This is a genomic window from Microbacterium panaciterrae (assembly GCF_039541635.1).
GTDB lineage: Bacteria > Actinomycetota > Actinomycetes > Actinomycetales > Microbacteriaceae > Microbacterium > Microbacterium panaciterrae.
In genome coordinates, this window is record NZ_BAABGP010000008.1 from 301,797 (window position 1) to 326,395 (window position 24,599).

A 24,599-nucleotide genomic window follows, 5' to 3' on the forward strand; every position below is an offset into this window, starting at 1 on the left:
CCGCTATTCACCACTTATAGACAAATGTTCACCACTGACATTAACACGAGATGAACGACGCAATGAATAACGCTCCTCTAGGCAGAGATGCGCTATTCTTGTGAGCAGGACGGATTGGAAATGCAACCGTCTCCCAGCTCTGAGGGCCGCGCGGAACCCGGAGCAAGACAATGCACACCCGCGCGAAGGAACCACTTGACAACGCCTCTCCCCTGACTTTCGCCCCCGACCTGTGCGCCGGGGGAATGAACAAGAGAATCCCGCCCGAATATCTATCCCCACGCGAAGCTGCCGAGCGTCTGAATGTCTCGGTCGATTCGATTCGCCGCCTGATCGCATCCGGCACGCTCCAGGCCTTCAAGTTCGGCAATCCGCCGACTCACAAGGGCCGCGACATGCGCCCCATCCGGATCCCGGTCGAAGCTGTGGATGCCGCGCTGCACCTCATGATCCCCGGTGCAGCATGAGCGCCGAACTGTCCGCGCTGGCGGCTGCTGGTGCACGTCTCGCTGACTCTGCTCCCCCGCTGTCTCGCGCGCAGATCGACCGCATCGTCGCGGTGCTCCGCCCATCCGTGGCGGTGGCCTCGTGAACGCGAGGGACGTTTACGGGGCTAGCCCCGTAAAAAGAATGCGCCGGACTAAGGCCGAACTTGCAGACCTTGATGACGCGATTTTCGCCGCGGCCAAGGAGGAGCATCCAGTCACTTTGCGGGGCATCTTCTACCGCGTCGTGTCGATGGGCGCAATCGACAAGACCGAGAAGGCCTATGAGGCCGTAGGGCGCAGGCTCCTCGCATTGCGCCGCTCGGGCCAAATCCCCTACCGGTGGATCACAGACGGCACGCGGCTCCGCTGGAAGCCGGAAACCTGGGGATCGGTTGACGCGCTGCTCGACAACGCGGCCAGCAGCTACCGGCGCGCCCTGTGGGACAACCAGGACGCCGAGATCATCTTCATCAGCGAGAAGGACGCCATATCCGGTGTCGTGCATCCGATAACCGACAAGTGGGATGTCGAGCTCTCCGTAACACGGGGGTATACGTCGGAAACGTTCGTCGAGTCGATCTCCCAGACCGTCATCGACAACGACGCAGACGGTAAGACGACGTTCATCTATCAGCTGGGCGACCATGATCCATCTGGTGTGGACGCCTGGCGCGACTTCACGAAGAAGATGAACACGTTCACGCAAGGCGCCAGCGTCAAGTTCGAGCGCATCGCGGTCACGCCGGCGCAGATCGTCGAGTACAACTTGTCGACGCGACCGACGAAGAAGACCGATACCCGCGCCGCCAACTTCGTGGGCGACTCAGTAGAGGTGGACGCGATCCCCCCGAGTGTTCTCCGTCGCCTCGTGGAGGATGCAATCCTGCGGCATCTTGATGAGCATCAGTACTTGGTCATGAAGATGGCCGAAGAGTCGGAGCGCAGCATTCTGCTCCGTATGCGCGGGATGATCTCGTGAACGCGCTCGTCGTCGCGGCTGCCGAATATGTGGACGTGCGCGCGATCCTGGATGGCACTCTGACCGCGCCGGAGACGGCGTGCGGTGGCGTCCGAACCGATGGCGTTCGGCTCTGCTATCTCGGTGCCGTGAATGTGCTGCTGGGCGCGCCCGAGGCGGGCAAGACGCTCGTCGCGGGCGGCATGGTTGCAGATGAGCTGTTCTCGGGCGGAGCCGTGCTCTGGATGGATCTCGATCACAATGGCGCGCCCGCCATCCTTGACCGTCTTCGCCGGTTCGGTGTCCCGAAGAGCACCCTGGTGGATCCGAATCGATTCCGCATGGCCACGCCGGAGGACGCCGACGCCATCGCCGCCGTCGTGCAGGACGCTGCCGACTGGCGTCCGACGTTCGCCGTGCTCGACTCCATCGGAGAGCTGCTGCCGATGTACGGCGCGAACAGCAACGATGCCGACGACTACACGCGTGTGCACCGGGTGGTGTTGACTGCCCTCGCACGTACCGGCGCAGGCGTCCTTGCGATCGATCATGAGGCGAAGGGCGTCGAGTCCCGCAACTACGGCGCTACCGGGTCCGCGGCGAAGAAGCGTGCCGTCGATGGCGCTCTGCTCCGTGTGACCAGCTTGGAGCCTTTCACGAAGGAGGGTGGCGGGCGGGCGCAGCTGTCTATCGTCAAGGATCGCCACGGGGCACTGCGTGGACTCACTTCGGGACGTGAGCCGGTTGTCGCGTCTTTCGTCGTCTCCCCTATGCCTGGCGGCAATGCCTACCGATTTGAGACTCCGATCCAGACCGCGCGCCCGACCTCTGATGTGGAGATCCTGGCCGCACTGGTGCCGCCGCCGTCGAGCAAGCGTGACGTCCAGGATCGACTGCACTGGGGCGGAACTCGTGCAGGTGCAGCCCTCCGGTTGCTTCGAGAGCGTGACGGTGGTCCCGGTGGTCCGCATGGTCCCGGACCGGTCCCGGCCCATGGGTCCGAGAGTGGTCCGGCTGGTCCCCCCCCTTACAAGGGGGACCAGGACCACGACCAGGACCCGACCTCGAATGAGGTGGCATCGTGAGCGCGGCACAGGACCGGATGCGCAACGCATTCGGCCAGCTACTCGGACGCACGACGCAGCACTCTGACGCCTGTCCCGATTGCGATGCAGACCTTCGCATGGTCGAGCAGTACGAGGGCGTGTTCGTGATGACGGTCTTGCACGACGCGACCTGTCCGGCCTACGGCGGTGCATCGTGACCGCCGTCGTGCCTGAGCGGTTCCACGTCTCGGAGGCGACCTATCTGTTCCTCCGGCGTGAGGTTGGTCGCCTCCAGGCCGAGAACGTGCGTCTCCAGGCCGAGTGCGATCACTGGTATGTCGCCAGCCGCTACACCCGTGAGGAGATCGCGGACATGCGCCGCAGGGCATCGCTCACCGGCAAGCAGATCGACTGGACGAACGGGGTGATCGCATGACCTCCCCGGCATACGTCGAGCTAGGAGGACTGCTCCATGAGGTGCGGCCGCGCCGTCGTCGCGTCGAGGCTCCGGCCCCGGTCGTGACCGAGCACGGGCACCGGTTCGACCCGATCAGCGGCTACTGCACCCGATGCGGACGCCGTGACACCGGAGAGGCTGCCGAGGGCTCGCAGGCCTGGTATGCCGACCGCGAACGGAGTACCCGATGAACGCCATCGCCACGCCGGACCTTGCCACCGCGCTCGCCCGACTGGAAGGCGTTCTTGACACCTGGAGCGCCGTCCTTCGCACTGAAACCCCCACCACCGAAGAGAGAACATCATGACCATCGCCACGAGCACCACGACGACCGAAGAGCCCGACCTGTCCACCATGCATCCGGGCGTACCTGCCGAACACCTAGAGGCGCACCACCTCGCGGTTACGGTCGGGATCGGCGTCCTCAATGAGATCGCCAGAATCAGGGCTGAGACTTCCGAGCTTCGACTTCAGATTGAGCAGACATATCTGGACTACGACGCACGGCTGAACGGCCCGACGCACAAGCAGCTGTCCGAGTTGCACCGGAGACTTGCCCGGCTGTCCGACAATCTGCTGATCCTGAGTGTCCCAATGGTGGACGGTACAGCCCCCGCGTGGTGGGACTGGGATGAGTCATGAACGACCAGCTGGTCGACCTGTTCGGGAGGCCGGTCAGCCCTCAGCCGCTCCCCGATGATCGGCCTACGCGCTCGGTCCCGCAGCCGCCGCCCGACCTCGCGGACCGGCCCGGCCACAAGATCACCAGGGAAGCCCTGAGGATGTCCGGTACCTCGCGCGCCGCCGGCTACAGCCCGCCCATTCACCGGGCGACATGCTCGTGCGGCTGGTCGGCGGAATCATCGGCACCCGCTGCCGTCGCCCACATGACCGAGCGTCACCTCATCACCACCCCCACCTCTACCACCAAGGAGAACGCATCATGAGCACCGCAACGAAGACCCCTTCACTCGATCAGCAGATCCGGGAGGCCGCGCAGCTCGCAGCCGATCTGGAGCAGCGAAAGCGCGACCGCGTAGTCGAGCGCCGCCATGCAGAGGATGCCGCAGCCCTCCAGGCGCTGGAGGATCAGCGCCCCGAGCGGGTCAAGCTCGCAGAGCGGATCGTCGCCGCGGACCGTGCACTCCAGGCCGTCGCATCCGCGGACGTCCTGGACCTCCAGGCGGTTTTCGTGGCCTGGCTCGCGATGGCGGAGGCCTACCAGGCCGCGAACGCATTCGACCGCGAGATCTTCGCACGGAGCGACCGGTACGTGCCGCTGGAGCTCGCCGTCCCCGGTCGGGGCTCAGTCGGCGGGAAGGTCGAGCGCGGCGGCGTCATGTACGAGCCGCGCTACAGGCAGGTGCCCTCCCCGTTGGAGCCGTTCGCCTGGTCGAAGTATCTCGACCAGCTCGCGACCGATCGCCAGCTAGCGGCTGGAGCTGCCAGCGCTTCCGCTGTCGGCGATGCCATCACGTCCGCGATCTCCGCAGCCCGCGACAGCTTCACCGACCTCCACTGAAAGGAACCACCACCATGTCTGCCAACGAATCCCCCCAGGGGACACAGCCAACCATCGAGCACGTCAGCTGGTCCGGGTTCACGAGAGCGATCCAGGAGCGCCAGGAGCGCGAGGAGCAGGAGCGTGAAGCCATGGCCAGCGCCCACCGCCAGGCCGTCGCCGCCGAGCTGGCGACACCCGAGGGCCGCGCGCGTTTCGCGCGCCGCAAGGCCGAGGCCGAGAACGCCGCCGACATCGCGAAGCAGGCCACCGAGGCCGAGCAGCGCATGCAGCGCGGGTTCGTGGAGGGCACCGCCGATCGGATCCAGGGGCTCCGGGACAGCATCCGCGCGAAGTCCTCGCAGTTGGCGCTGCTCCGAGATCGGGCCGACGACCGGGACCGCAGGGCCGCAGGCCTTGGGAAAGGGAACTAGATCATGACCACTCACGCAGCCATTGCCGACGCCAGCAGCACCACCGCCTGGGGTCAACCCGTCACGACCGTCGCATGCTCGTGCGGCACGTCCATCCGCATCGTGGGAGAGCCCACGGGTGACAACGGCGTGAACGTCACGAGCGCACACGCGCAGATCACGCAGCACGTGGCCTGGGCGAACGACGCCACGCACCCGAACGGCCCGTAGCCACCAGACCGCCGTGGGGCGCTCCCTAGTGCCAGGTAGCAGCGCCCCGCGGCACCCCCGGGCAGTGTGATGCGGATCCGCCGCCCGGGGATCCCCACCCTCACCAACACACGAAGCACAAGGAGTACACCATGACAACGCCCACCACCACCCCGACGATGCCCACCCTCCACTCGGAGCCGGAGGAGATGCCCGACGACGCGACCCTCGCGGAGATCGGGAGGCATGTTCTGGGCGACGTCCACCACCTCCGCGCCCGGGTGCAGTCGCTCCGCGCGGGGATCCACAACCTCATGAACACCAGGTCGGCGTATTCGAAGATGTCCCCGACGTTCGTGGAATCGGCACTGGACGCCCATGACCACGAAGGGCTCCGGGACGACTATGCCGAACTGGCTGGCATCTTGAAGCGTCTCGCTGTCCTCCGGGATTACGCGCCGCCCCGAGCTTCCAGCGAAGGAGCGTGACATGGCCAGGCTCAAACCCGAGGAACAAGACCTCTCCCGCACAGCGCGATTCTGGCGCGACCTGAAGCACCGCCCCATCCCGGACGGGGAGCCAGTGAACTACGACCCCGAGACCGGGGAGATCCGGCCCTGGAACCCCAACCCCTGGTACGTCGCCATCCGCGACCGGCACCGAGCCTGGGGCAAGGCCCGGTTCGGCGACGACTGGACCCCGCAGCACGTCCGCGAACGCGCCGTGATGATCCGCGCAGGCTTCCTCTGCGAGCACAGCGGGTGCACCACTGAGGCTCACATCGTGCGCCCGCTCACGCCCTACGAGATCGGCGGGTACGGGACCGACAACCTGATGGCGCTCTGCCGGAGCCACGAAGGGATGGCAGGCGTATGACCGCCTACCGTGAGGGATATCAGCCCTTCCCTGGCCCCGTGAAACGCGCAGCCCTGGCACGTGCGGAAGGCCGGTGCCAGCGGTGTGGCAGGGAAGATCTTCCTCTACAGGTCGACCACTGGGTGAACGACGCCAGCGGTGGGAGCAACACCATCGACAACGCCGTCGTGCTGTGCACCAACTGCCACTCAATGAAGAGCGCGACCGAACGACAGGCAGGCGTCCAGCAGAGGACAGAGCAACGACGACGCAACACGCGGTGGCACGAACCGCACCCCAACTCGTGACACCCCGACCACGAGCCGCCCGGCACCCGACCAGCTCCCCGCGACAGGCGCGACACCCCCCACCCCGTAGCCCCCCGGTGCCGGGGGGTGGATTAGCGACGCGGTATACCGGGAAAGCAATAGCGTGCGCTCATCCGTTTCTTTTCCCAGGTTTGACCAGGAGGTTTCATCATGACTGCTCGCGCCGAAATTGAGGCTCGATCTGCCCGCGCTGCCGCTGTTTGTCCCATTTGCGGGGAGCCTGTGGGCCGCGGGAACCGTGCCACCTGCCCGAAGGCCGCTTGTCGTGGTGCGCATGCGATGCAGCGCAAGATCGCGCGTTTGAGGCTCCAATGATCGCGGATCCGTGGCCGCTGGCCCCACTTCAGCCCGGCGATTGGCGCTGGGACGCGCTCTGTGCCGAGACGGACCCGGAGGCGTTCTTCCCGCTGAAGGGCGGCACGACCGCACCAGCGAAGGCCATCTGCGCGCGCTGCACCGTCGCCGCCGAGTGTCTGGCGTACGCGCTGCTGCACGATGAGCGCTTCGGGATCTGGGGCGGGCTGTCCGAGCGTCAGCGGCGCAGGATGAAGCGGGCGGGCGGCTGATGCCCTACGCCGACCCCGCCCGCCAGCGCGCTTGGACTCGTGACTACCAGCGTCGCCGCCGTGCAGCAAGATCCTGCTGTGCGTGAGGCTGACGCGGCCCGCGAGCGTGCGCGCTGGCACACCGACCCGGAGCACCGAGCCCGCCAGATCGCCGCGATGGCCGAACGTCGCCGCCGTCGTGCTGCTGTGCGCGCCGCCGTGGCCCGAATCCCGCTCGTGCGCGCTGCACATCGTCCCGTAGCGCCGATCATGCGTCCGGGCGGCTGGCAGATCGCGGATCCCGCCGCCTGGTGTGCTGCTGGCTTGTACAACGACGCGGACGTGACCGCCGTGCTGGATCCCAGCTACGCGCGAGGCGACCTCTGGAGCCGCGCCGCCGCAGGGTGGTGACGTGCGAAGATTCGGCCCGATTCTTGACACATCGCCACGACCTGCGAAGCGGCTTGTCACACGACCGGGAGGCTACGACCGCAGCGCGTCGAGCACGGCTCCGGCGTCGTCGAGCCAGCCGGGGAGCTCCCGCACGACTGTCTCCGCCAGATCGGACGCTTCCGCACCGGTCAAGAGCACGCCTTCAAGGTCAGTCGTGACGATGAGCTGGAGCCCGTGCGCGCCGCGCGAGATAGCCGCGTGAGCGCCGCACTGGCCCAAGTAGGACTCCCACACCACACCGGGCTCGGTAGTGAGCAGGCCGGGCTCGTGGCGGCTGCTCAGATCGAGCATGGCGACGCTGAGGATGGCGGACGGGCGGAGGCCGTGGCGAACGGCCAGATCCATGAGTCCGGAGACGTAGGCGGGTGCGGGCTGGGGCAGTGTGTTCGTTTCCATGGCCCCATCGTGCGCCGCCACCGACCGGTTTGTATATGCGTCTAACGAAGGTGTTCAAATCGGTCAGTTTCCCTAGACAGTTGTCCACAGGCTGGGCACTCCTGCGTCTGTCGCAGAGGTGCCCTAGACGCACGAGCGCCCCGGCCAGGTGATCCCAGCCGGGGCGCTCAAGCTCACTCGATTTAGCTGACCATTTGACGCAGCACGTACTGCAGGATGCCGCCGTTGCGGTAGTAGTCGGCTTCTCCGGGGGTGTCGATGCGGACGATCGCGTCGAACTCGATCGGCTGCTTGCCCTCGGCCGAGAACTCGCTCGGGGTGGCGGTGACCTTGACCGTCTTCGGCGTGGTGCCGTTGTTCAGCTCCTCGAGCCCCGAGATCGAGACGATCTCGGTGCCGTCCAGGCCCAGCGTCTCCCAGGTCTCGCCCGCCGGGAACTGCAGCGGGACCACACCCATCCCGATCAGGTTCGAGCGGTGGATGCGCTCGAAGCTCTCGGTGATGACCGCCTTGACGCCGAGGAGGTTGGTGCCCTTCGCCGCCCAGTCGCGGGAGGATCCGGATCCGTACTCCTTGCCGCCGAAGATCACCAGCGGGGTGCCCTGCGCCTGGTAGTTCTCCGAGGCGTCGAAGATGAACGCCTGCGGGCCGCCGGCCTGCGTGAAGTCGCGGGTGTAGCCGCCCTCGATCTGCTCGCCGTTGTTGACCGCCTTGACGAGCGCGTTCTTCAGACGGATGTTCGCGAACGTGCCGCGGATCATCACCTCGTGGTTGCCACGACGCGAGCCGTAGGAGTTGAAGTCCTTCTGCGCCACGCCGTGCCCGGTCAGGTACTGCGCCGCCGGGGTGCCCGCCTTGATGTTGCCGGCCGGGGAGATGTGGTCGGTGGTGACCGAGTCGCCCAGGGTCGCCAGCACGCGGGCGCCGGAGATGTCCGCGACGGGAGCCGGGGTGGCCTCCATGCCGTCGAAGTACGGGGCCTTGCGCACGTACGTCGAGTTGGCGTCCCACTCGAAGATCGGGCCGGTCGGCGTGGGCAGGCTGGTCCACCGCTCGTCGCCGTCGAACACCGTCGCGTACTGCTTGATGAACTGGTCGCGCGAGATCGACGAGTCGATGATCTCCTGCACCTCGGCGGGGTCCGGCCAGACGTCCTTGAGGAACACGTCGCTGCCGTCCGTGCCGGTGCCGAGCGGCTGCGTCTCGAAGTCGAAGTTCATCGACCCGGCCAGCGCGTAGGCCACGACCAGCGGGGGGCTGGCGAGGTAGTTCATCTTGACGTCGGGGCTGATCCGGCCCTCGAAGTTGCGGTTGCCCGAGAGCACCGCCGTGACGGCGAGATCGTGCTCGTTGACCGCCGCGGACACCTCTTCGATCAGCGGACCGGAGTTTCCGATGCAGATCGTGCAGCCGTAGCCGACGGTGTAGAAGCCGAGACCCTCGAGATCCTTGTCGAGGCCCGACTTCTCGTAGTAGTCGGTGACGACCTTCGAGCCGGGGCCGAGCGTGGTCTTCACCCACGGCTTCTGCTTCAGGCCCTTCTCCCGCGCCTTGCGGGCGAGAAGACCGGCCGCGATCATGACCGAGGGGTTCGACGTGTTGGTGCACGACGTGATCGCCGCGAGCGTGACCGCGCCGTTGTCGAGGATGTACTTCTGACCGTCCGGGGTCTTGACCTTCACCGGGTTGGATGCGGCCCTCGGCGAGCCCGAGGTGAGCGTCGGGATCTCGTTGGTCTCGACCTCCTCGCCGGGCACGGATCCGGGATCCGAGGCCGGGAACGTGCCGGAGTCGTTGATGTCGATCGGGCCGGTGGCGTAGCTCAGGATGTCCTTCTCGAACTGCGCCTTCGACTCGGACAGCAGGATCCGGTCCTGCGGGCGCTTCGGCCCGGCGATGGACGGGACGACGGTGGACAGATCGAGCTCGAGGTACTCGCTGAAGTGCGGCTCGTTGGCGGCGTCGTGCCAGAGCCCCTGCTCCTTGGCGTACGCCTCCACGAGCGCCACGGCCTGCTCGTCGCGCCCGGTCAGGCGCAGGTACTCGAGCGTGACGTCGTCGATCGGGAAGATCGCGGCGGTCGACCCGAACTCCGGGGACATGTTGCCGATCGTGGCGCGGTTGGCCAGCGGCACCGACGCCACGCCCTCGCCGTAGAACTCGACGAACTTGCCGACCACGCCGTGCTGGCGGAGCAGCTCGGTGATCGTCAGCACGACATCGGTGGCGGTGACGGCGGCCGGGATCGCACCGGTCAGCTTGAATCCGACGACGCGCGGGATCAGCATGGAGACGGGCTGACCGAGCATCGCGGCCTCGGCCTCGATGCCGCCGACGCCCCAGCCGAGCACGCCCAGGCCGTTGACCATGGTCGTGTGCGAGTCGGTGCCGACGCAGGTGTCGGGGTAGGCGCGAAGCACGCCGTTGACGTCCCGGTCGTAGATGACCTTCGCCAGGTGCTCGATGTTCACCTGGTGCACGATGCCGGTCCCCGGCGGGACGACCTTGAAGTCGTCGAACGCCGTCTGGCCCCAGCGCAGGAACTGGTAGCGCTCGCCGTTGCGCTCGTATTCGATCTCGACATTGCGCTCGATCGCGTCCGGGCGGCCGAACAGGTCGGCGATGACCGAGTGGTCGATGACCATCTCGGCGGGTGAGAGCGGGTTGATCTTCTTCGGGTCGCCGCCGAGGGCGGTGACCGCCTCGCGCATCGTGGCGAGATCGACGATGCAGGGCACGCCGGTGAAGTCCTGCATGATCACGCGCGCCGGCGTGAACTGGATCTCCGTGTCGGGCTGCGCCGACGGATCCCAGGATCCGAGAGCCTCGATCTGCGCCTTCGTCACGTTCGCGCCGTCCTCGGTGCGAAGCAGGTTCTCCAGGAGGACCTTGAGGCTGAAGGGGAGCTTCTCGAAACCCTCGACCGTGCCGATCCGGAAGATCTCGTAGTCGGTGCTGCCGACTGTCAGGGTGCTCTTCGCACCGAAGCTGTTCACCGTGGACACGGATCCGTCTCCTTCTGATCGGATGGAAGCGACAGGCGACTCCATCTTGCTCGGCTGCGACCCTGCGCGGCTAGCAAGGCGGGCCTTACCAGTCTGCTCTTCGCGACAGCCGAGCGAAAGGTGTCGATTTATCTTGACGTCAAGATAAATCTAACACGTTCAGGGGGCCTGGTCGTCCTCACTCGCGGGAGCTCCAGCATTCGATCCGGAGGGATTGAGCCTGCGCGCGACGATCCAGGTGAGTGCGAGCAGGAGCGCGAAGAACGGGATCCCCATCAGGATCTTCACCGTACCGAGCGACGCAACGTCCCCCGCGAAGTAGAACGGGAGCTGAACACAGAGCCGCGCCAGGAACAGCCCGGCCCATGCGACCGACAACCAGAAGTAGGCGCGGCGCTTGCGAGGTGCATCGCGCCACGCCAATCCCTCCCCCGTGAGGAAGCCGACGACTATGCCGATCAGCGGCCATCTGACGAGCGCCGAGATCAGGAACGCCGCGCCGTAAGCGATGTTCGTGATGAATCCGATGACGAATTGGTCCTCGGCGCGCCCCGTGAACAGCGGCAGGCCCGCCGCGACGACAGCGGCGATCAGACCGGAGAGGGCGGCCACGGGTGGCGACTTCATCAGCAAGCGAATTGACGTAAAGACCGCCGCGAGCCCCACCGACAGAGCAAGACCGAGAACAAGATTGCGGGTCGCGGTGAACGTGATCACGAACGCGAGAAGTGGGAGGGTCGACTCGAGAATCCCCCGCCATCCGCCGATGACCTGCCAGACCATCGCACCTGTGGAGAGCTGGGCATCGGGATCGATTCCCGCGCGGCGCGCCGCGGACCCGAGCGATGTGCCGATCGCTTCGGCAAGAGTCGGCTCCGCGGACCTCTCGGCGTCGGACGCGGGCGGCGGCGCATACTTCGCCGTGCGTTCATCTCGCGCCGCTGGCTCGACCGGGTCCGAGGCCGGCATCTCCGGAGTGCTCACGCAGTGCCGGGCGCGGACGGCATCCGCAGCGGGATGAGGTCACGGGGCGGCATCGGCGCACCGCCGCGCACGACCACGATCGAGCGGAAGAGGTCCTCCACGGCCGCGGCCGCCTCGGCATCGGCCGCAGCCGCCCCGCCGATCACGCCGCGCAGGAACCAGCGCGGCCCGTCCACGCCCACGAATCGCGCAAGTCGCGTGGTCGCGGCGTCCCCGGCCACGGCGGGGATCTCCGCGAGCAGCTCGGCGCCGAGGGCGCCGTCGCGTTCCTGGACCCGACCGCCCTGCTGCGTGATCTGCTCCTGGATCTGCGCCCGGGTCTCCTCCCACAGACCGCTCGTGCGCGGCGCCGCGAAGGGCTGCACCTGGAGCGTGGAGTCGGCGTAGTCGAGACCGACCGCGACGATGCGCTGCGTCTGCTCCTCGACCTCCAGCCGCAGGTTCAGCCCCTCACGCGGCAGGATCTTGATCGCGCCGAGATCGATGTACGGGCGGACCGGATTCGCCTCGCTCTCATCGAACGGGCCGTCCACGGCACGATCGTGAAGCCCCGCGTCGGGGGTCTCCTCGATCTGCTCGTGCTCCGACGTGCTGTCGTCACTCATGCGTTCTCCTCGATCCTCGCCCGGCCCTGTGCTGCGGGAGCTTCGGGTGTCTCCCCGCGGGCCGCGCTCTGCGTCTGGTAGCCGGTGGATCCGAATCCGCCCGCTCCTCGATCGCTCTCGTCCAGCGCCTCGACCGGGATGAACCGGGCTCGGGTGACGGGCATGACGATCAGCTGTGCGATTCGATCACCGACCGCGACATCGTACGCCGCGTTGCTGTCGGTGTTCAGAAGACTCACTCTGATCTCGCCGCGATAGCCGGCATCGACGGTGCCGGGCGAGTTGACGACGGTGATGCCGTGCTTGGCCGCGAGCCCGCTGCGCGGCACGACGAACGCCACATATCCGTCCGGCAGGGCGATGCGCACGCCGGTGCCGATCAGGGCGCGCTGCCCCGGCTCGAGGCGGACCGACTCGGTCGAGATCAGATCGGCTCCCGCGTCGCCCGGGTGCGCGTACGCGGGAAGCTCGGGCGCGATAATGGGAACATCCACGGAATCGGTCACGGAAAGAGGCTAATGCAGAACGCAGCCGGCGAACCCCGCCCCCGCTATCGCGAGCGACTCGCCCCGAGCCTGTGGCTGTTCCTCGCCGCCGCGCTCGGCGGACCCATGCTGTCTCTGGTCTTCGTCCCGGCAGGGTCGGGCATCGCGCTGATCATCGGCGGCGCCGCCACGATCGCGATCATCGCACTGATGGTGTTCGGATCCCCGCGGGTCCTCGTCGAGGGACGCGAGCTGCGCGCCGGCCGCGCCTGGATCGACGCCACCTGGCTCGGCGATCCCCAGGTGCGCACGGGCGACGAGGCGCGCCAGGCTCGCGGCCCCGGCCTGCCCGCCCGCGGCTGGCATCTCATCCGCGGTGGCATCGACGGGATCGTCATCGTCCCGAACACGGATCCGAACGATCCCGCGCCCAGCTGGACGATCTCGTCGCGCACGCCCGACCGGCTGGCTGCGGCGATCTCCGCCGCGCGGCTCTCCGCCGGCGTCGACGCCTGAGCATTGTGCGGCGGGCCACATTCGGCCCGCAGACGCAGAACGCGCCCAGGACCGAAACCGGTCCGGGCGCGTAGAGCGCGTCTTCGGCGTCAGGCGGCGCATTCCTTGCAGATCGGGCCTGTCGCGTCTTCGTGGTCGAGCTGCGAACGGTGCTTCACGAGAAAGCAGCTCACACAGGTGAACTCGTCCTCCTGCGGAGGCAGCACGACGACGTCGAGCTCGACGTCGGAGAGGTCGGCTCCGGGAAGATCGAATCCGCCCGGGTTGTCCGAATCCTCGACATCGATCGAACCCGACATCTTGTCCGGGACGCGCTCCTTGAGAGCCTCGATGGACTCGCTCTCGTCGTCGCTCTTGCGCGGGGCGTCGTAATCGGTTGCCATGGGGTGGATCTCCACTTTCATCCTGCGAGTGGCGGGCGCCGGGGGTGTTCGGCGGCCCATAGTTTGCATGACGCGCGCGCGTTTGGCAAATGCCACTCTTCCGCGGGATCGAACTCACGGCGCGCCCACGTTATTCCCGGGCCCGTCGCCCACCCCGTGACACCATGATCAAACACCCATTTTGAGGGGCTGAAGCCATGGAACACGTCACGATCGTCGGCGCCGAAGACGACCTCCTCGTCCTCGCCACCGAGGCGGGAGAGCGCTTCGCCCTCCCCATCGACGAAGTGCTGCGCGACCAGTTGCGCCGGGCCAAGGCGGGACGCGAGGAGAAAGCACCTCCGCTGGCCGCGAGCCCCCGCGAGATCCAGGCGCAGATCAGGGCTGGCATGTCCGCCCCCGACGTCGCCGAACTGCTCGGAGTGAGCCGCGCCGTGGTGGAGCGGTTCGAGGGGCCCGTGCTCGCCGAGCGCGAGCACATCGTCGGCCAGGCCCTCGCCGTGCCGGTGCTGATCGGCAGCGAGGTCGAGCCCGACGCGCAGCCGACCTTCGGCGTCGCCATCCGCGCGAAGCTCGCAGAGCTCGCCGCCGAGAGCGAACGCTGGGCCGCCTGGAAGGACGAGTCCGGCTGGATCATCAAGCTCGAGTTCCGCGCCAACGACGTCGATCACGACGCGCGGTGGGGATTCGATCCGCGGCGCAGCGCGCTGTCCCCGATCAACGCCGATGCGACGCAGCTGTCGCGACAGGGCTCGCTCCCGGACGGACTCATCCCCCGGCTGCGGGCCCTCGACAAGGATCGTCCGTCGCCGTACAAGGACGAGACCCGTTTCGACTCCGGCGCCTTCGGTCCCCGCCTGGTGCCCGCCCCCGCCGAGACCGAGGCCTCCGCCGACGACGAGGCCGTCGCAGACGCCGCAGAGCCGCGATCCGCCCGCCATCCGCAGTCGTCCTCGAACGCGCAGGAGGCGGCCACGCGCAGCGCCGCGTTCGCGCCGTCCACCCCCTCGGACACGGCGGACCTGCTGGAGGCGCTGCGGCGCCGCCGCGGGCAGCGCGAGGCGCGCCCCTCGCTCGAGGAGGAACCGGCGGACGCGCGTCCCCTTGCGCTCTTCGAGGCACTGGAGCCGGGCTACGAGCCCGATCGAACAGCGGAGCCGGAAGACGAGACGCGGACCGCCCCTGCCGAGCAGGACGGCGGACCGCGCCGGCGCCGGCGCGAGATGCCTTCGTGGGACGAGATCGTGTTCGGCGCCCGCAGCGACGACTGACACCGCCCCGGTCCGAAGCCGCGTCAGTGCGCGAAGGCGCCGAACCGCAGCAGCGGGACCCGCAGTTCCTCGGGGCTGAGCGAGCCGTGCTGACCGATCATGTCCTGGGCGCGCTGATCCGCCGCCGCGCCGTCGTACAGCGCCCAGAGGCCACGCGCAGGCACCACCAGATCGCCGATGCGTGCTTCCGCCTCCGCAGTGACCTCCGCGCCGAACAGGTGGCTCTGCACTGCCTGCTCGCGGGTGAGCACGTCGGCCGCGCCCTCCGTCTCGCGCCGCCACACCGCGGCGACGTCATCCACCTGCGCGGGCTCGTCCAGATAGACGTGCAGCATGCGCGGCTCCCCCGCGATGGCCGCGATGCCCTGCTGCAGCGGACTGTGCTCGTCGACGACGAGATGCCGTGATCGTGGCACGTCAACCATGCCGTGGTCCGCGGTGACGATCATCCCGACGCCCGCCGGCGTCGTGGCGGGCATCGCGGCGTCCAGGCCCTCGAGCGCCGCGACCCACTCGGCGGAGGCGACGCCGTGCTTGTGGCCCGCCTTGTCGACCTCGGGCAGATAGCAGTACACGAGCGCGCCGTCGTGCTCCTCCGCCAATGACAGCGCGAGGGCGACCCGGTCCGCGGCCGTGCGGGCGGAGCGGAACTGCGCGCCGCGCAGCGTGGCCGCAGAGAATCCGCTGTGCGCGTATTCGGGCAGCCCTACGGCGAATGCGGGCCTTCCCTGTGCGATCGCCCGTTCGAAGATCGTCGGCTCGGTCTGCCAGGCGGACGGATCCGCCCCCGCCTGCTCCCAGCCGGACAGCTGATTGACCAGCACGCCGCTCTGCGGATCCCTGACCTGATAGCCGACGAGGCCGTGCCGTCCCGGATCGGCGCCCGTCAGCAGGCTGGTGAGCGCTGCCGCGGTCGTGGACGGGAAGACGCTGGAGATCACGTCCTTCTTCGCCATCGCCCCGGCGAGGCGGCGGGCGTGGCCGGCGTGTCCGCGCAGCTGGATCGCGCCGAGACCGTCGATCACGCAGAGCACGGCGGAGCGGGCGGGCTTCAGCGACTCCGCGGAGCCGTCGAGGGCCCCGAACAGGTCGTGCGCCACCCCGGTGATGCTCCGGGAAGACGGCGGGATCGCCGGTAGCATGAGGCTCATCCACGCCAGTCTCGCACAGGGACCGGCACGGAACCGGCGTCGAGAAGCCCTCCGCCGGCCCCCGAACACCGCAGGAAGCCGATGCCCCGCACCACGCCGTCCGAGCCGATCGATGAGCACATCGAGGACATCGACCTCACGAGCGAGATGCAGGGCTCGTACCTCGAGTACGCGTATTCCGTGATCTACTCCCGTGCCATCCCCGATGCCAGGGACGGGTTGAAGCCGGTGCAGCGCCGGATCCTGTACCAGATGTCGGAGATGGGCCTGCGCCCGGACCGCGGACACGTGAAGAGCGCGCGCGTCGTCGGCGACGTGATGGGCAAGCTCCACCCGCACGGCGACTCCGCCATCTACGACGCGCTGGTGCGTCTCGCCCAGCCGTTCGCGCTGCGTCTGCCCCTCGTCGACGGGCACGGCAACTTCGGATCGCTCGACGACGGGCCCGCCGCGTCGCGGTACACCGAGGCGCGCCTCGCCCCGTCCGCGCTCGCCCTGACGGAGAGCCTGGACGAGGACGTCGTCGATTTCGTCCCCAACTACGACGGCCAGTTCCAGCAGCCGTCCGTGCTGCCGGCCGCGTTCCCGAACCTGCTCGTGAACGGCGCCAGCGGTATCGCGGTCGGCATGGCCACGAACATGGCCCCGCACAACCTCCTGGAGGTCATCGCCGCGGCGATCCATCTGCTGGAGCACCCCGAAGCCACGACAGAAGAGCTCATGGAGTTCGTCCCCGGTCCAGACTTCCCGTCCGGGGGCATCCTGATGGGCCTGGACGGGGTGCGCGACGCCTACGCGAACGGACGCGGCGCGTTCAAGGTGCGCGGCAAGGTCTCGATCGAACCGCTCGGGCCCCGCCGCACCGGCATCATCGTCACCGAGCTGCCGTACATGGTCGGCCCGGAACGCGTGATCGAGAAGATCCGCGACGCCGTGCAGGCCAAGAAGCTGCAGGGCATCAGCGACGTCAACGACCTCACCGACCGCAATCACGGCATGCGGATCCAGATCGGCATCAAGAACGGCTTCGACCCGAACGCCGTGCTCGAGCAGCTGTACCGGCTCACGCCGCTGGAGGACTCCTTCAGCATCAACAACGTCGCGCTCGTCGGCGGGCAGCCCCGCACGCTCGGCCTGAAGGAGCTGCTCAGCGTCTACGTGCAGCACCGCCTCGAGGTCGTCACCCGGCGCAGCCGCTTCCGCCTGGCCCGCCGCGAAGAGCGACTGCACCTGGTCGAGGGTCTGCTCATCGCGATCCTCGACATCGACGAGGTCATCCAGGTCATCCGGTCCTCCGACGACTCCGAGCAGGCGCGTGCCCGTCTGCAGAGCGTCTTCGATCTCAGCGAGCGGCAGGCCGAGTACATCCTCGAGCTGCGCCTGCGGCGACTGACGAAGTTCTCCCGGATCGAGCTCGAGACCGAGCGCGACGCGCTGCTGGCCGAGATCGCCGCGCTGCGGGAGCTGCTCGGCAGCGAGGCCCTGCTGCGCGCGCAGGTCGCGACCGAGCTCGACGCGGCCGCCGAGGCATACGGCACGCCGCGGCGCACCCTGCTGCTGAACGCCGCCCCGCCCAAGCCGCGCGCGAGCAAGGGTCCCGTCGATCTGCAGATCGCCGACGCGCCGACCGTGGTCGTGCTGTCCACCACCGGCCGGGCCGTGCGCGTGGACCTGGAGCCCGGACAGGACCTCTCCCCCGCCCCGCGCCGCAGCAAGCACGACGCCGTGCTCGCGACGCTCGCCACCACCACGCGCACCGAGATCGGCGCGGTCACCTCCGCGGGACGGGTGCTGCGGTTCACCGCGATGGATCTGCCCTCGGTCCCGCCCGCCTCCGTGCATCTGGCCGCGGGGGTGCCGCTGCACGACTATGTCGGGCTGCTCGATCGGAGCGAGCGGATCCTGACGCTGATCCGGTTCGACGACGACACGCCACTCGCGCTCGGCACCCGCACCGGCATCGTGAAGCGCGTCGTCCCCTCGACGCTGGCGGTGCGGCCCGAGCTGGAGATCATCGGCCTGAAGCCCGGCGACGCGGTCGTCGGAGCCGCCGCCGCACCCGACGACACCGAGCTGGTGTTCGTCGCCAGCGACGCCCAGCTGCTGCACTTCTCCGCCTCCGCGGTGCGGCCTCAGGGCGCCCCCGCCGGCGGCATGGCCGGAATGAAGCTCGGCGCCAAGGCGGAGGTCATCGCGTTCTCGGTGCTCGCGCAGGAGGAGGATGCCGTCGTCGTCACGGTCTCCGGCGCCTCAGGCATTCTCGCCGGCACGGACGCGGGACGCGCGAAGTCTTCGCACTTCGCGGAGTTCCCCGGCAAGGGGCGCGCCACCGGCGGCGTCAGGGCGCACGCGTTCCTGAAGGGCGAGGATCGCCTCACGCTCGCCTGGGTGGGCGCCCTGCCGGCCCTCGCGGTCGGCCCCGACGGTTCCGCGCGGACGCTGCCAGACACCGGCGCGAAGCGGGACGGCTCCGGGCAGCCGATCGACGGCGTGATCGGCTCGATCGGCGGCGTGCTGGGCGCGTGACCCGCGCGCGCCGGCTGGGTCAGTCGCCCGATGCGGACGGAGAAGTCCAGCCAGGGCCACGGCGCATCCAGATGTCCACCCCGTCGTCGTGCTCGACGACGAACCCGTGCCGCTCGTACAGACGCCGCGCGGCGGATCCGACGAGCACCTGCAGCCGCAGCGCGCGATCGTCGTCGACCTCGGCGAGAACAGCGCGCAGGATCGCGGATCCGATCCCCCTGCCCTGATACACCTCGTCGAGATAAAACATCTCCAGCCACAGCGCGTCAGAGTCGCGCCGCAGCGTGATCGTTCCGGCGACCTCCGCGTCGATCACGATCATGCGGGTGTGCAGCGGGGAGAAGTGCTCGACGATGCGGGCACGAGAGCGCTCCGGATCCCACCCCACCAGCGGTTCGAGGTCGCGCCGCAGCACCCGCTCCTTGAGCGCGGCGATGACGTCGACATCGTCCATGGTGGCCGCACGCAGGGCGACGCCACGCGGGAGCGCCGCAGTCACGCGTCGATGGCCTCGCGGGCGAGCCGATCCGAGGAGTCGATGATGAACTCGCGACGAGGGGCGACCTCGTTGCCCATCAGCAGCTCGAACACGCGACCCGCGACTTCCGCATCCTCCATCCGGACCCGGCGCAGCAGCCGGCCGGACCGGTCCATCGTCGTCGTGGCGAGCTGTTCGGCATCCATCTCTCCGAGACCCTTGTAGCGCTGGATCGGCTCATGCCAGCGCTTGTTCTGCTTGCGCAGCTTCGCGAGCAGCGTGTGCAGCTCCTTCTCGCTGTACGTGTAGATCGTCTCGTTGGGCTTGGAGCCCGGATTCATCACGATCACCCGGTGCAGCGGCGGGACGGCGGCGAACACGCGGCCGTCCTCGATGAGCGGACGCATGTACCGGAAGAACAGCGTCAGCAGAAGCGTGCGGATGTGGGCGCCGTCGACATCCGCGTCGCTCATCAGGATGACCTTGCCGTAGCGCGCCGCGGAGAGATCGAACGAGCGGCCAGATCCGGCGCCGATCACCTGGATGATCGACGCGCACTCGGCGTTCGAGAGCATGTCGCTGATCGACGCCTTCTGCACGTTCAGGATCTTGCCGCGGATCGGCAGCAGCGCCTGATACTCGCTGGTGCGCGCATGCTTCGCCGTGCCGAGGGCGGAGTCCCCCTCCACGATGAACAGCTCGGTCTGCGCGATGTCGGTGGAGCGGCAGTCCACGAGCTTGGCCGGCAGGGACGAGGATTCCAGGGCGTTCTTGCGGCGCTGCGTCTCCTTGTGCGCACGGGCGGAGACGCGGGCCTTCATCTCGGCCACGATCTTGTCCAGCAGCTGCGTGGCCTGGCTCTTGTCGTCGCGCTTGGTGGAGCTGAACCGCTCACCCAGATCCTTGCGGAGCACCTGCGCCACGATCTGCCGCACCGCCGGGGTGCCCAGCACCTCCTTGGTCTGTCCCTCGAACTGCGGCTCGGGGACGTTGACCGTCAGGACCGCGGTGAGCCCGGCCAGCACGTCGTCCTTCTCGAGCTTGTCGCTGCCGACCTTCAGCCGCCGCGCGTTCTGCTCGACCTGGGCGCGCAGCACCTTCAGCAGCTCCTGTTCGAAGCCCTGCTGATGCGTGCCGCCCTTGGGCGTCGCGATGATGTTCACGAACGACCGGGTCGTGGTCTCGTAGCCGGTGCCCCAGCGCAACGCGATGTCCACGGCGCACACGCGCTCCACCTCGGTCGCGACCATGTGGCCGTCGGCCTGCAGCACGGGAACCGTCTCGGTGAAGGTCCCCTGCCCCTGCACCCGCCAGGTGTCGGTCACCGGGGCGTCGGCGGCGAGGTACTCCACGAACTCGGAGATGCCGCCCTCGTAGCGGTACGAGGTCTGGTTCCCGTCGCCGGTCGCCGAGTCGGCCGAGGCGCGGCCGTCATGGACGACCAGCTCGAGACCGGGCACGAGGAACGCGGTCTGACGCGCCCGCGTCTCCAGCTCCGCGAGCTGGAACGTGGCGTCCTTGGTGAAGATCTGGCGGTCGGACCAGTAGCGGATCCGCGTGCCGGTGACCCCGCGCGGCGCCTTCCCGATGACACGCAGCTCGCTGTTGTCCTGAAACGGCGTGAACGGCGCGTCGGGGCGCTTCTCGCCGTCGTCCGCGAACAGGCCCGGCTCGCCGCGGTGGAACGACATCGCGTAGATCTTGCCGCCGCGATCGACCTCGACGTCGAGCCGCTCCGAGAGCGCGTTCACGACCGAGGCTCCGACACCGTGCAGGCCGCCGGAGGCGGCATAGGATCCGCCGCCGAACTTGCCGCCGGCGTGCAGCTTGGTGAAGACCACCTCGACGCCCGTGAGGCCGGTGCGGGGCTCGACGTCGACCGGGATGCCGCGTCCGCGGTCGTGCACCTCGACGCTGCCGTCCGGGTGCAGCATGACGTCGATCTTCGAGCCGTTGCCGTCGACCGCCTCGTCGACGGCATTGTCGATGATCTCCCAGAGACAGTGCATGAGCCCCGGAGACCCGTTCGAGCCGATGTACATGCCGGGTCGTTTGCGGACGGCTTCGAGACCCTCGAGGACCTGGAGGTGGTGGGCGGAGTACTCGGCTGTCACAATCCTCAATCGTATCGAGCGCCACAGACACGGGGGCGGCGACACTCCTAGCGCGGAACGGACTGGGGCGGGTCGCGTACGCGCTGAGCGAAACACGCCGTCGCGCGGGCATGACTCCCAGGTCGGCGTGGTTGTATTTAGTACACCTTGCCGCAGACCCGAATCACCAAGGAGGCATCGAGATGAACGCGACGACCGAACGGGACACCACCGTCATCCGCCACCTCACTGCGATGGACCGATGCGATGCCTGCGGTGCGCAGGCCTACATCGCCGCCGTGGTCAACGGACACGAGCTGCTCTACTGCGCCCATCACGGCCGCAAGTATGAGGAGAAGCTCCGCGCGGTAGCGACGAGCTGGCACGACGAGACCTCGCGTCTCCTCGACTCCTGAGGCCCCCAGAAACCATCACACCGATACGCCCGGCGTCCTGCGACGCCGGGCGTTCTCGTGCTCCGGGCGTTCTCGTGCTCCGGGCGAGAGCCGGCTCAGCGGTACTCGCGGCGGACGTGCGCGGTGAGCCGGCAGAGGATCTCCTCGCCGACGGTGCCGATCTCCTCGGCGAGGGTCGTCGGCGACGACTCGCCGGATCCGCCCCGGCCGAACAGCACGACCTCGTCGCCGACAGCGGCGCCGTCCCAGGCCGCCACCCGCACGGTGTCGAGCTGCACGGAGCGCAGCGTCCTCGGCCCGGCGGGCGTGCCCACCTGCACGCGCCCGCCGAGCGTCGACGGCAGCCCGTCGAAGGATCCGATCCCGGCGACGACCTCGTCACCATCGATCCCCAGCACGGTCGCCGTGAGTTCGGCGGCCGGCACGATGCCGGGCAGCTCGGGACCGTCCGCTGAGCGCACGCCGTAGCAGAACGCCCCCACCCGCACCAGGCTCCCGCGCAGTTCCGGACGCGCCCAGGTGGCGGCGGACGCGGTGAGGTGCACATACGGAAGTTCGGCGCCGAAGTCCCGCGCGCGCCGCACGGCGGCCAGGAAGCGCGCCTGGGCGAGATCGTCCTCCTCGTCGCTCGCCTCGGCGAGATGGCTCCAGGCGCCGGCCAGCTCCGCCTGCCCGAGAGCCTGGGCGCGCAGGGAGAACCCGACCGCCTCGTCCCACTCCTCGGCGGAGAGGCCGTTGCGGTGCAACCCGGTGTCGACCTTGAGGTGGATCCTCGCCCGCGCGCCGAGCGCCGACGCCCGCGCGATGACGCGCGTCAGATAGTCCCTGGTCCCGACGCCGAGGTCGATCCCGGCCCGCAGTGCGGCGTCGATCTCCGCGTCCTCGGACGTGACCCAGGCGAACAGCCGAGGACCCGCTCCCACTTCGGCGCGCAGCCGCACCGCGGTCGGGATGTCATAGGTGCCGATCCAGCCGACCCCGGCGGCGACGGCGACCCGCGCCGACCACGCCGCGCCGAGCCCGTAGCCGTCGTCCTTGACGACCATCATCAGCACGGCCGGGTCCACCCGTGCGGTCACGGCGGCGATGTTCGCGCGCAGCACCGTCTCGTCGGCCCGCAGCACGGGCCCGATCATGCCTCCCACGCCCGCTCCGTCCGCAGACCCGCGACCGCGACCAGCTCGCCGGCGGTCATGCCCGTGATCCGCGCCCAGTCCGCGACGGCGCCCGACTGCGGGCCGCCGCCGCCGAAATAGGTGGCCTCGACGCCGAGCGCGACCTCCGCGGATCCGATGTCGGCCACGCAGACGTCCATCGCGATCCGCCCGACCACGGGATGCACCACCCCGCCGATCTCGACCGAGATCCCGCTGCCGAGCGCCCGCACCACGCCCTGTGCGTAGCCGCCGGTGATCAGCGCCAGGCGCGAGTCGTGCGCGGCGCGATGGAGGTAGCCGTAGGAGACCCCACCGCCCGCGGCGATGTCCTTGGTCGAGAGCACGCGGCCGACCAGCCGCATCGCGGGCGCACCGGCGAGCACGCCGTCCGCGCCCGGCAGCCCGTACAACAGCAGCGGATCGAGGTCCGGCACCGCATCGCAGGAGGCGGCGATGCCCTCCGTCTGCAGCAGCGCGACCTCGTCCTCGCCATCCACGCGCACCGCGCGGGCGCCCGCCGCCATCACGGCGCGCGCGACCTCGAGCAGGCCGTGCCCCCATGCATCACGACGCAGATCCGCCGTCCCGGGACCGCCCGCAGCGACCGCCCTGGCCGCTCCGGTCGCGAGTGCCGAGCGGGAGATCCGGGACCGCAGCAGCGCGCTGCGCACGACGGTGGCAGGCGGCTCGGTCATCGTTCCAGCCTACCGGCGCGGGTCGGACCGGACCCGTGCCGTGGCGCGCGCCCGGGGGTCTCGGAGGCGCGCCCGCCTAGAATGGACCGGTTCCCTGATTCCCTACCCGGAGTAAGCATGCCCTCGAACGGCCTCGGCCTCACCTCCCGTCTCGGCTACCTCGCCGAACGCGCCCGTCGCATCAACGTCGGCTCCGTGATCGAGCGCGCCAGGGAGGCGTCGGCGCAGCACGGCAAGGCCGTCCCCGCCGTCGTGGTGGACATGCTGTGGTCCGCGGGCCGGCACAACGTGGGCTTCCAGGACTACATCGATTACGACTTCGCGATCCTGAACCGCGCCGAGCGCGCCACCTACATGACCCACCCCGTGTCGAACCAGATCTCGGAGCGCTACGCGCACCCCGACTACCGGCACCTGTTCCACGACAAGATCGAGTTCGACGAGACGTTCAGCGACTTCCTCCGTCGTGAGTGGATGGTGGTGAAGCCCGGCAACGCCGACGAGCTGCGTGCGTTCGTCGAGCGCTTGGGCACCGTCATCGTGAAGACCCCGATGGGACAGGCCGGATCCGGCGTGTTCCGCTACCACGCCGCCGACGTCACCGACTGGAACGCCTTCCACGCCGACCTGCTCGGCCAGGGCCGTCTGCTCGTCGAAGAGGTCATCAAGCAGCACCCCGATCTCGCGGCGGTCTGCCCCGGCACCGTCAACACCACCCGGGTGACCGCGTTCTTCGACGGCACGACCACGCACATCCTGGCGATGGCGCAGAAGTTCGGCCGCGGCGAAGTCAGCGACCAGATGTCGTTCGGCGGCTTCTACACGATGCTCGACGACGACGGCCACGCGGTCAGCGCCGGCTACGACTCGCACGGGCATGTGCACGAGCTGCACCCCGATTCCGGCTTCCGCATCGCCGACTTCCAGCTGCCGCTGATCGACGAGGTCAAGGCGTTCGTCGACCAGGTCGCCCGCGTGGTGCCGCAGGTGCAGTACGTCGGCTGGGACATCGTGGTCGGCCCGGACGGCCCCGTGCTCGTCGAGGGCAACTGGGGCGCCGGGGTGTACGAGAACAAGCCCAGCGTCTCGGGCATCCGCATCGGCCACAAGCCCCGCTACCAGGCCGCCATCAAATTCTGAGCGCCGCGAAGAGGGCCGCCTGTCGCGACGACGGGCGGCCCTC

The 24,599-nt window shown here is 68.8% G+C and carries 32 protein-coding genes; 21 read left to right on the forward strand and 11 right to left on the reverse strand.

All coding sequences use genetic code 11. The annotated features are described in order from the left end of the window. Positions 1–170 precede the first annotated feature (170 nt). The 16 genes from ABD882_RS06400 (at position 171) to ABD882_RS06470 (ending at position 7,213) form a co-directional block, all read left to right on the forward strand. Positions 171–467: a helix-turn-helix domain-containing protein gene (locus ABD882_RS06400; protein WP_345185410.1), complete on the forward strand. Its 297-nt coding sequence runs from the start codon at positions 171–173 to the stop codon at positions 465–467. A gap of 163 nt (positions 468–630) precedes the next feature. After that, positions 631–1,467: a hypothetical protein gene (locus ABD882_RS06405; protein WP_345185412.1), complete on the forward strand. Its 837-nt coding sequence runs from the start codon at positions 631–633 to the stop codon at positions 1,465–1,467. Further along, a complete protein-coding gene (locus tag ABD882_RS06410) occupies positions 1,464–2,531 on the forward strand; it encodes an AAA family ATPase (RefSeq protein WP_345185413.1) in 1,068 nt (355 codons plus the stop codon). The genes ABD882_RS06405 and ABD882_RS06410 overlap by 4 nt, the downstream gene beginning before the upstream one ends. Continuing rightward, complete coding sequence (locus tag ABD882_RS06415) at positions 2,528–2,710, forward strand: hypothetical protein (RefSeq protein WP_345185415.1); 183 nt, start codon at positions 2,528–2,530, stop codon at positions 2,708–2,710. Before ABD882_RS06410 ends, ABD882_RS06415 begins: the two co-directional genes overlap by 4 nt. Further along, entirely contained in the window at positions 2,707–2,928 is a 222-nt protein-coding gene (locus ABD882_RS06420) for a hypothetical protein (RefSeq protein WP_345185416.1), read from the forward strand. Before ABD882_RS06415 ends, ABD882_RS06420 begins: the two co-directional genes overlap by 4 nt. After that, positions 2,925–3,140 carry a hypothetical protein gene (locus ABD882_RS06425; RefSeq protein ID WP_345185417.1) on the forward strand — a complete coding sequence of 72 codons (216 nt, stop codon included), beginning with the start codon at positions 2,925–2,927 and terminating at the stop codon, positions 3,138–3,140. Before ABD882_RS06420 ends, ABD882_RS06425 begins: the two co-directional genes overlap by 4 nt. Before the next feature lie 112 nt (positions 3,141–3,252). Next, positions 3,253–3,591: a hypothetical protein gene (locus ABD882_RS06430; RefSeq protein ID WP_345185419.1), complete on the forward strand. Its 339-nt coding sequence runs from the start codon at positions 3,253–3,255 to the stop codon at positions 3,589–3,591. Beyond that, positions 3,588–3,896, forward strand: coding sequence for a hypothetical protein (locus ABD882_RS06435; RefSeq protein ID WP_345185420.1), 309 nt, complete (start codon positions 3,588–3,590; stop codon positions 3,894–3,896). Before ABD882_RS06430 ends, ABD882_RS06435 begins: the two co-directional genes overlap by 4 nt. Then, a complete protein-coding gene (locus ABD882_RS06440; RefSeq protein WP_345185422.1) occupies positions 3,893–4,471 on the forward strand; it encodes a hypothetical protein in 579 nt (192 codons plus the stop codon). Before ABD882_RS06435 ends, ABD882_RS06440 begins: the two co-directional genes overlap by 4 nt. A gap of 14 nt (positions 4,472–4,485) precedes the next feature. Continuing rightward, positions 4,486–4,884, forward strand: a complete 399-nt coding sequence (locus ABD882_RS06445) for a hypothetical protein (protein ID WP_345185424.1) — start codon at positions 4,486–4,488, stop codon at positions 4,882–4,884. A 3-nt stretch (positions 4,885–4,887) separates the two neighbouring features. Beyond that, positions 4,888–5,094 (forward strand): hypothetical protein, encoded by a 207-nt coding sequence (locus ABD882_RS06450; RefSeq protein WP_345185425.1) that lies wholly within the window; start codon positions 4,888–4,890, stop codon positions 5,092–5,094. 131 nt (positions 5,095–5,225) lie between these two features. After that, on the forward strand, positions 5,226–5,561 hold the full coding sequence (locus tag ABD882_RS06455; RefSeq protein ID WP_345185427.1) for a hypothetical protein: 336 nt from the start codon (positions 5,226–5,228) through the stop codon (positions 5,559–5,561). A gap of 1 nt (position 5,562) precedes the next feature. Then, on the forward strand, positions 5,563–5,949 hold the full coding sequence (locus ABD882_RS06460) for a hypothetical protein (protein ID WP_345185428.1): 387 nt from the start codon (positions 5,563–5,565) through the stop codon (positions 5,947–5,949). Continuing rightward, positions 5,946–6,236, forward strand: coding sequence for an HNH endonuclease (locus ABD882_RS19090; protein ID WP_425563334.1), 291 nt, complete (start codon positions 5,946–5,948; stop codon positions 6,234–6,236). Before ABD882_RS06460 ends, ABD882_RS19090 begins: the two co-directional genes overlap by 4 nt. A 332-nt stretch (positions 6,237–6,568) precedes the next feature. Next, positions 6,569–6,823: a WhiB family transcriptional regulator gene (locus ABD882_RS06465; protein ID WP_345185429.1), complete on the forward strand. Its 255-nt coding sequence runs from the start codon at positions 6,569–6,571 to the stop codon at positions 6,821–6,823. Between the two features lie 78 nt (positions 6,824–6,901). Continuing rightward, the gene (locus ABD882_RS06470; protein ID WP_345185430.1) at positions 6,902–7,213 is read left to right on the forward strand and encodes a hypothetical protein; all 312 of its coding nucleotides are present in this window, start codon (positions 6,902–6,904) and stop codon (positions 7,211–7,213) included. A gap of 72 nt (positions 7,214–7,285) precedes the next feature. On the opposite strand, the gene ABD882_RS06475 is transcribed toward ABD882_RS06470, so the two are convergent. From ABD882_RS06475 to dut, 5 genes are all read right to left on the reverse strand, one after another. Continuing rightward, complete coding sequence (locus ABD882_RS06475; RefSeq protein WP_345185431.1) at positions 7,286–7,651, reverse strand: hypothetical protein; 366 nt, start codon at positions 7,649–7,651, stop codon at positions 7,286–7,288. 182 nt (positions 7,652–7,833) lie between these two features. After that, entirely contained in the window at positions 7,834–10,656 is a 2,823-nt protein-coding gene (gene acnA, locus ABD882_RS06480) for an aconitate hydratase AcnA (RefSeq protein WP_345185432.1), read from the reverse strand. A 159-nt stretch (positions 10,657–10,815) separates the two neighbouring features. Beyond that, entirely contained in the window at positions 10,816–11,625 is an 810-nt protein-coding gene (locus ABD882_RS06485; RefSeq protein WP_345185433.1) for a DUF3159 domain-containing protein, read from the reverse strand. Positions 11,626–11,636: 11 nt separating this feature from the next. Continuing rightward, positions 11,637–12,245 (reverse strand): DUF3710 domain-containing protein, encoded by a 609-nt coding sequence (locus tag ABD882_RS06490; RefSeq protein ID WP_345185434.1) that lies wholly within the window; start codon positions 12,243–12,245, stop codon positions 11,637–11,639. After that, positions 12,242–12,751: a dUTP diphosphatase gene (gene dut / locus ABD882_RS06495; protein WP_345185435.1), complete on the reverse strand. Its 510-nt coding sequence runs from the start codon at positions 12,749–12,751 to the stop codon at positions 12,242–12,244. The genes ABD882_RS06490 and dut overlap by 4 nt, the downstream gene beginning before the upstream one ends. A gap of 12 nt (positions 12,752–12,763) precedes the next feature. Here dut and ABD882_RS06500 point away from each other — a divergent pair, with 12 nt between their 5' ends. Continuing rightward, entirely contained in the window at positions 12,764–13,246 is a 483-nt protein-coding gene (locus ABD882_RS06500; protein ID WP_345185436.1) for a DUF3093 domain-containing protein, read from the forward strand. Positions 13,247–13,335: 89 nt separating this feature from the next. Here the strand turns inward: ABD882_RS06500 and ABD882_RS06505 are convergent, their stop codons facing one another. Continuing rightward, positions 13,336–13,629 (reverse strand): DUF4193 domain-containing protein, encoded by a 294-nt coding sequence (locus ABD882_RS06505; RefSeq protein WP_345185438.1) that lies wholly within the window; start codon positions 13,627–13,629, stop codon positions 13,336–13,338. A gap of 197 nt (positions 13,630–13,826) precedes the next feature. Here ABD882_RS06505 and sepH point away from each other — a divergent pair, with 197 nt between their 5' ends. Then, entirely contained in the window at positions 13,827–14,900 is a 1,074-nt protein-coding gene (gene sepH / locus ABD882_RS06510) for a septation protein SepH (RefSeq protein WP_345185439.1), read from the forward strand. A gap of 23 nt (positions 14,901–14,923) precedes the next feature. Here sepH and ABD882_RS06515 read toward each other — a convergent pair whose 3' ends face one another. Continuing rightward, positions 14,924–16,051, reverse strand: coding sequence for an alkaline phosphatase family protein (locus tag ABD882_RS06515; RefSeq protein ID WP_345185441.1), 1,128 nt, complete (start codon positions 16,049–16,051; stop codon positions 14,924–14,926). A gap of 81 nt (positions 16,052–16,132) precedes the next feature. Here ABD882_RS06515 and ABD882_RS06520 point away from each other — a divergent pair, with 81 nt between their 5' ends. Next, positions 16,133–18,577 carry a DNA gyrase/topoisomerase IV subunit A gene (locus ABD882_RS06520; RefSeq protein WP_345185443.1) on the forward strand — a complete coding sequence of 815 codons (2,445 nt, stop codon included), beginning with the start codon at positions 16,133–16,135 and terminating at the stop codon, positions 18,575–18,577. Between the two features lie 19 nt (positions 18,578–18,596). Here ABD882_RS06520 and ABD882_RS06525 read toward each other — a convergent pair whose 3' ends face one another. Both ABD882_RS06525 and ABD882_RS06530 read right to left on the reverse strand, forming a co-directional pair. Then, on the reverse strand, positions 18,597–19,076 hold the full coding sequence (locus tag ABD882_RS06525) for a GNAT family N-acetyltransferase (RefSeq protein WP_345185444.1): 480 nt from the start codon (positions 19,074–19,076) through the stop codon (positions 18,597–18,599). Continuing rightward, entirely contained in the window at positions 19,073–21,169 is a 2,097-nt protein-coding gene (locus tag ABD882_RS06530; protein WP_425563335.1) for a DNA gyrase/topoisomerase IV subunit B, read from the reverse strand. The genes ABD882_RS06525 and ABD882_RS06530 overlap by 4 nt, the downstream gene beginning before the upstream one ends. A gap of 182 nt (positions 21,170–21,351) precedes the next feature. Between ABD882_RS06530 and ABD882_RS06535 the strand changes: the two genes are divergently transcribed. Then, the gene (locus ABD882_RS06535) at positions 21,352–21,564 is read left to right on the forward strand and encodes a DUF7455 domain-containing protein (protein ID WP_345185445.1); all 213 of its coding nucleotides are present in this window, start codon (positions 21,352–21,354) and stop codon (positions 21,562–21,564) included. A gap of 95 nt (positions 21,565–21,659) precedes the next feature. On the opposite strand, the gene ABD882_RS06540 is transcribed toward ABD882_RS06535, so the two are convergent. Continuing rightward, positions 21,660–22,700: an alanine racemase gene (locus ABD882_RS06540; protein ID WP_345185856.1), complete on the reverse strand. Its 1,041-nt coding sequence runs from the start codon at positions 22,698–22,700 to the stop codon at positions 21,660–21,662. Beyond that, a complete protein-coding gene (locus ABD882_RS06545; protein ID WP_345185446.1) occupies positions 22,697–23,416 on the reverse strand; it encodes an alanine racemase C-terminal domain-containing protein in 720 nt (239 codons plus the stop codon). Before ABD882_RS06545 ends, ABD882_RS06540 begins: the two co-directional genes overlap by 4 nt. A 117-nt stretch (positions 23,417–23,533) precedes the next feature. On the opposite strand from ABD882_RS06545, the gene ABD882_RS06550 reads away from it, so the two are divergent. Further along, complete coding sequence (locus tag ABD882_RS06550; RefSeq protein WP_345185447.1) at positions 23,534–24,556, forward strand: sugar-transfer associated ATP-grasp domain-containing protein; 1,023 nt, start codon at positions 23,534–23,536, stop codon at positions 24,554–24,556. Positions 24,557–24,599 lie beyond the last annotated feature (43 nt).

Excerpts from the sequence above, each read along its gene's own strand:
- ABD882_RS06400 (WP_345185410.1), top strand. The coding sequence starts at position 171 with ATGCACACCCGCGCGAAGGAACCACTTGACAACGCCTCTCCCCTGACT.
- ABD882_RS06405 (WP_345185412.1), top strand. The coding sequence starts at position 631 with ATGCGCCGGACTAAGGCCGAACTTGCAGACCTTGATGACGCGATTTTC.
- ABD882_RS06425 (WP_345185417.1), top strand. The coding sequence starts at position 2,925 with ATGACCTCCCCGGCATACGTCGAGCTAGGAGGACTGCTCCATGAGGTG.
- ABD882_RS06430 (WP_345185419.1), top strand. The coding sequence starts at position 3,253 with ATGACCATCGCCACGAGCACCACGACGACCGAAGAGCCCGACCTGTCC.
- ABD882_RS06435 (WP_345185420.1), top strand. The coding sequence starts at position 3,588 with ATGAACGACCAGCTGGTCGACCTGTTCGGGAGGCCGGTCAGCCCTCAG.
- ABD882_RS06440 (WP_345185422.1), top strand. The coding sequence starts at position 3,893 with ATGAGCACCGCAACGAAGACCCCTTCACTCGATCAGCAGATCCGGGAG.
- ABD882_RS06445 (WP_345185424.1), top strand. The coding sequence starts at position 4,486 with ATGTCTGCCAACGAATCCCCCCAGGGGACACAGCCAACCATCGAGCAC.
- ABD882_RS06450 (WP_345185425.1), top strand. The coding sequence starts at position 4,888 with ATGACCACTCACGCAGCCATTGCCGACGCCAGCAGCACCACCGCCTGG.
- ABD882_RS06455 (WP_345185427.1), top strand. The coding sequence starts at position 5,226 with ATGACAACGCCCACCACCACCCCGACGATGCCCACCCTCCACTCGGAG.
- ABD882_RS06460 (WP_345185428.1), top strand. The coding sequence starts at position 5,563 with ATGGCCAGGCTCAAACCCGAGGAACAAGACCTCTCCCGCACAGCGCGA.
- ABD882_RS19090 (WP_425563334.1), top strand. The coding sequence starts at position 5,946 with ATGACCGCCTACCGTGAGGGATATCAGCCCTTCCCTGGCCCCGTGAAA.
- ABD882_RS06465 (WP_345185429.1), top strand. The coding sequence starts at position 6,569 with ATGATCGCGGATCCGTGGCCGCTGGCCCCACTTCAGCCCGGCGATTGG.
- ABD882_RS06475 (WP_345185431.1), bottom strand. The coding sequence starts at position 7,651 with ATGGAAACGAACACACTGCCCCAGCCCGCACCCGCCTACGTCTCCGGA.
- ABD882_RS06485 (WP_345185433.1), bottom strand. The coding sequence starts at position 11,625 with ATGCCGGCCTCGGACCCGGTCGAGCCAGCGGCGCGAGATGAACGCACG.
- ABD882_RS06490 (WP_345185434.1), bottom strand. The coding sequence starts at position 12,245 with ATGAGTGACGACAGCACGTCGGAGCACGAGCAGATCGAGGAGACCCCC.
- ABD882_RS06500 (WP_345185436.1), top strand. The coding sequence starts at position 12,764 with ATGCAGAACGCAGCCGGCGAACCCCGCCCCCGCTATCGCGAGCGACTC.
- ABD882_RS06505 (WP_345185438.1), bottom strand. The coding sequence starts at position 13,629 with ATGGCAACCGATTACGACGCCCCGCGCAAGAGCGACGACGAGAGCGAG.
- sepH (WP_345185439.1), top strand. The coding sequence starts at position 13,827 with ATGGAACACGTCACGATCGTCGGCGCCGAAGACGACCTCCTCGTCCTC.
- ABD882_RS06515 (WP_345185441.1), bottom strand. The coding sequence starts at position 16,051 with ATGAGCCTCATGCTACCGGCGATCCCGCCGTCTTCCCGGAGCATCACC.
- ABD882_RS06520 (WP_345185443.1), top strand. The coding sequence starts at position 16,133 with ATGCCCCGCACCACGCCGTCCGAGCCGATCGATGAGCACATCGAGGAC.
- ABD882_RS06535 (WP_345185445.1), top strand. The coding sequence starts at position 21,352 with ATGAACGCGACGACCGAACGGGACACCACCGTCATCCGCCACCTCACT.
- ABD882_RS06540 (WP_345185856.1), bottom strand. The coding sequence starts at position 22,700 with ATGATCGGGCCCGTGCTGCGGGCCGACGAGACGGTGCTGCGCGCGAAC.
- ABD882_RS06545 (WP_345185446.1), bottom strand. The coding sequence starts at position 23,416 with ATGACCGAGCCGCCTGCCACCGTCGTGCGCAGCGCGCTGCTGCGGTCC.
- ABD882_RS06550 (WP_345185447.1), top strand. The coding sequence starts at position 23,534 with ATGCCCTCGAACGGCCTCGGCCTCACCTCCCGTCTCGGCTACCTCGCC.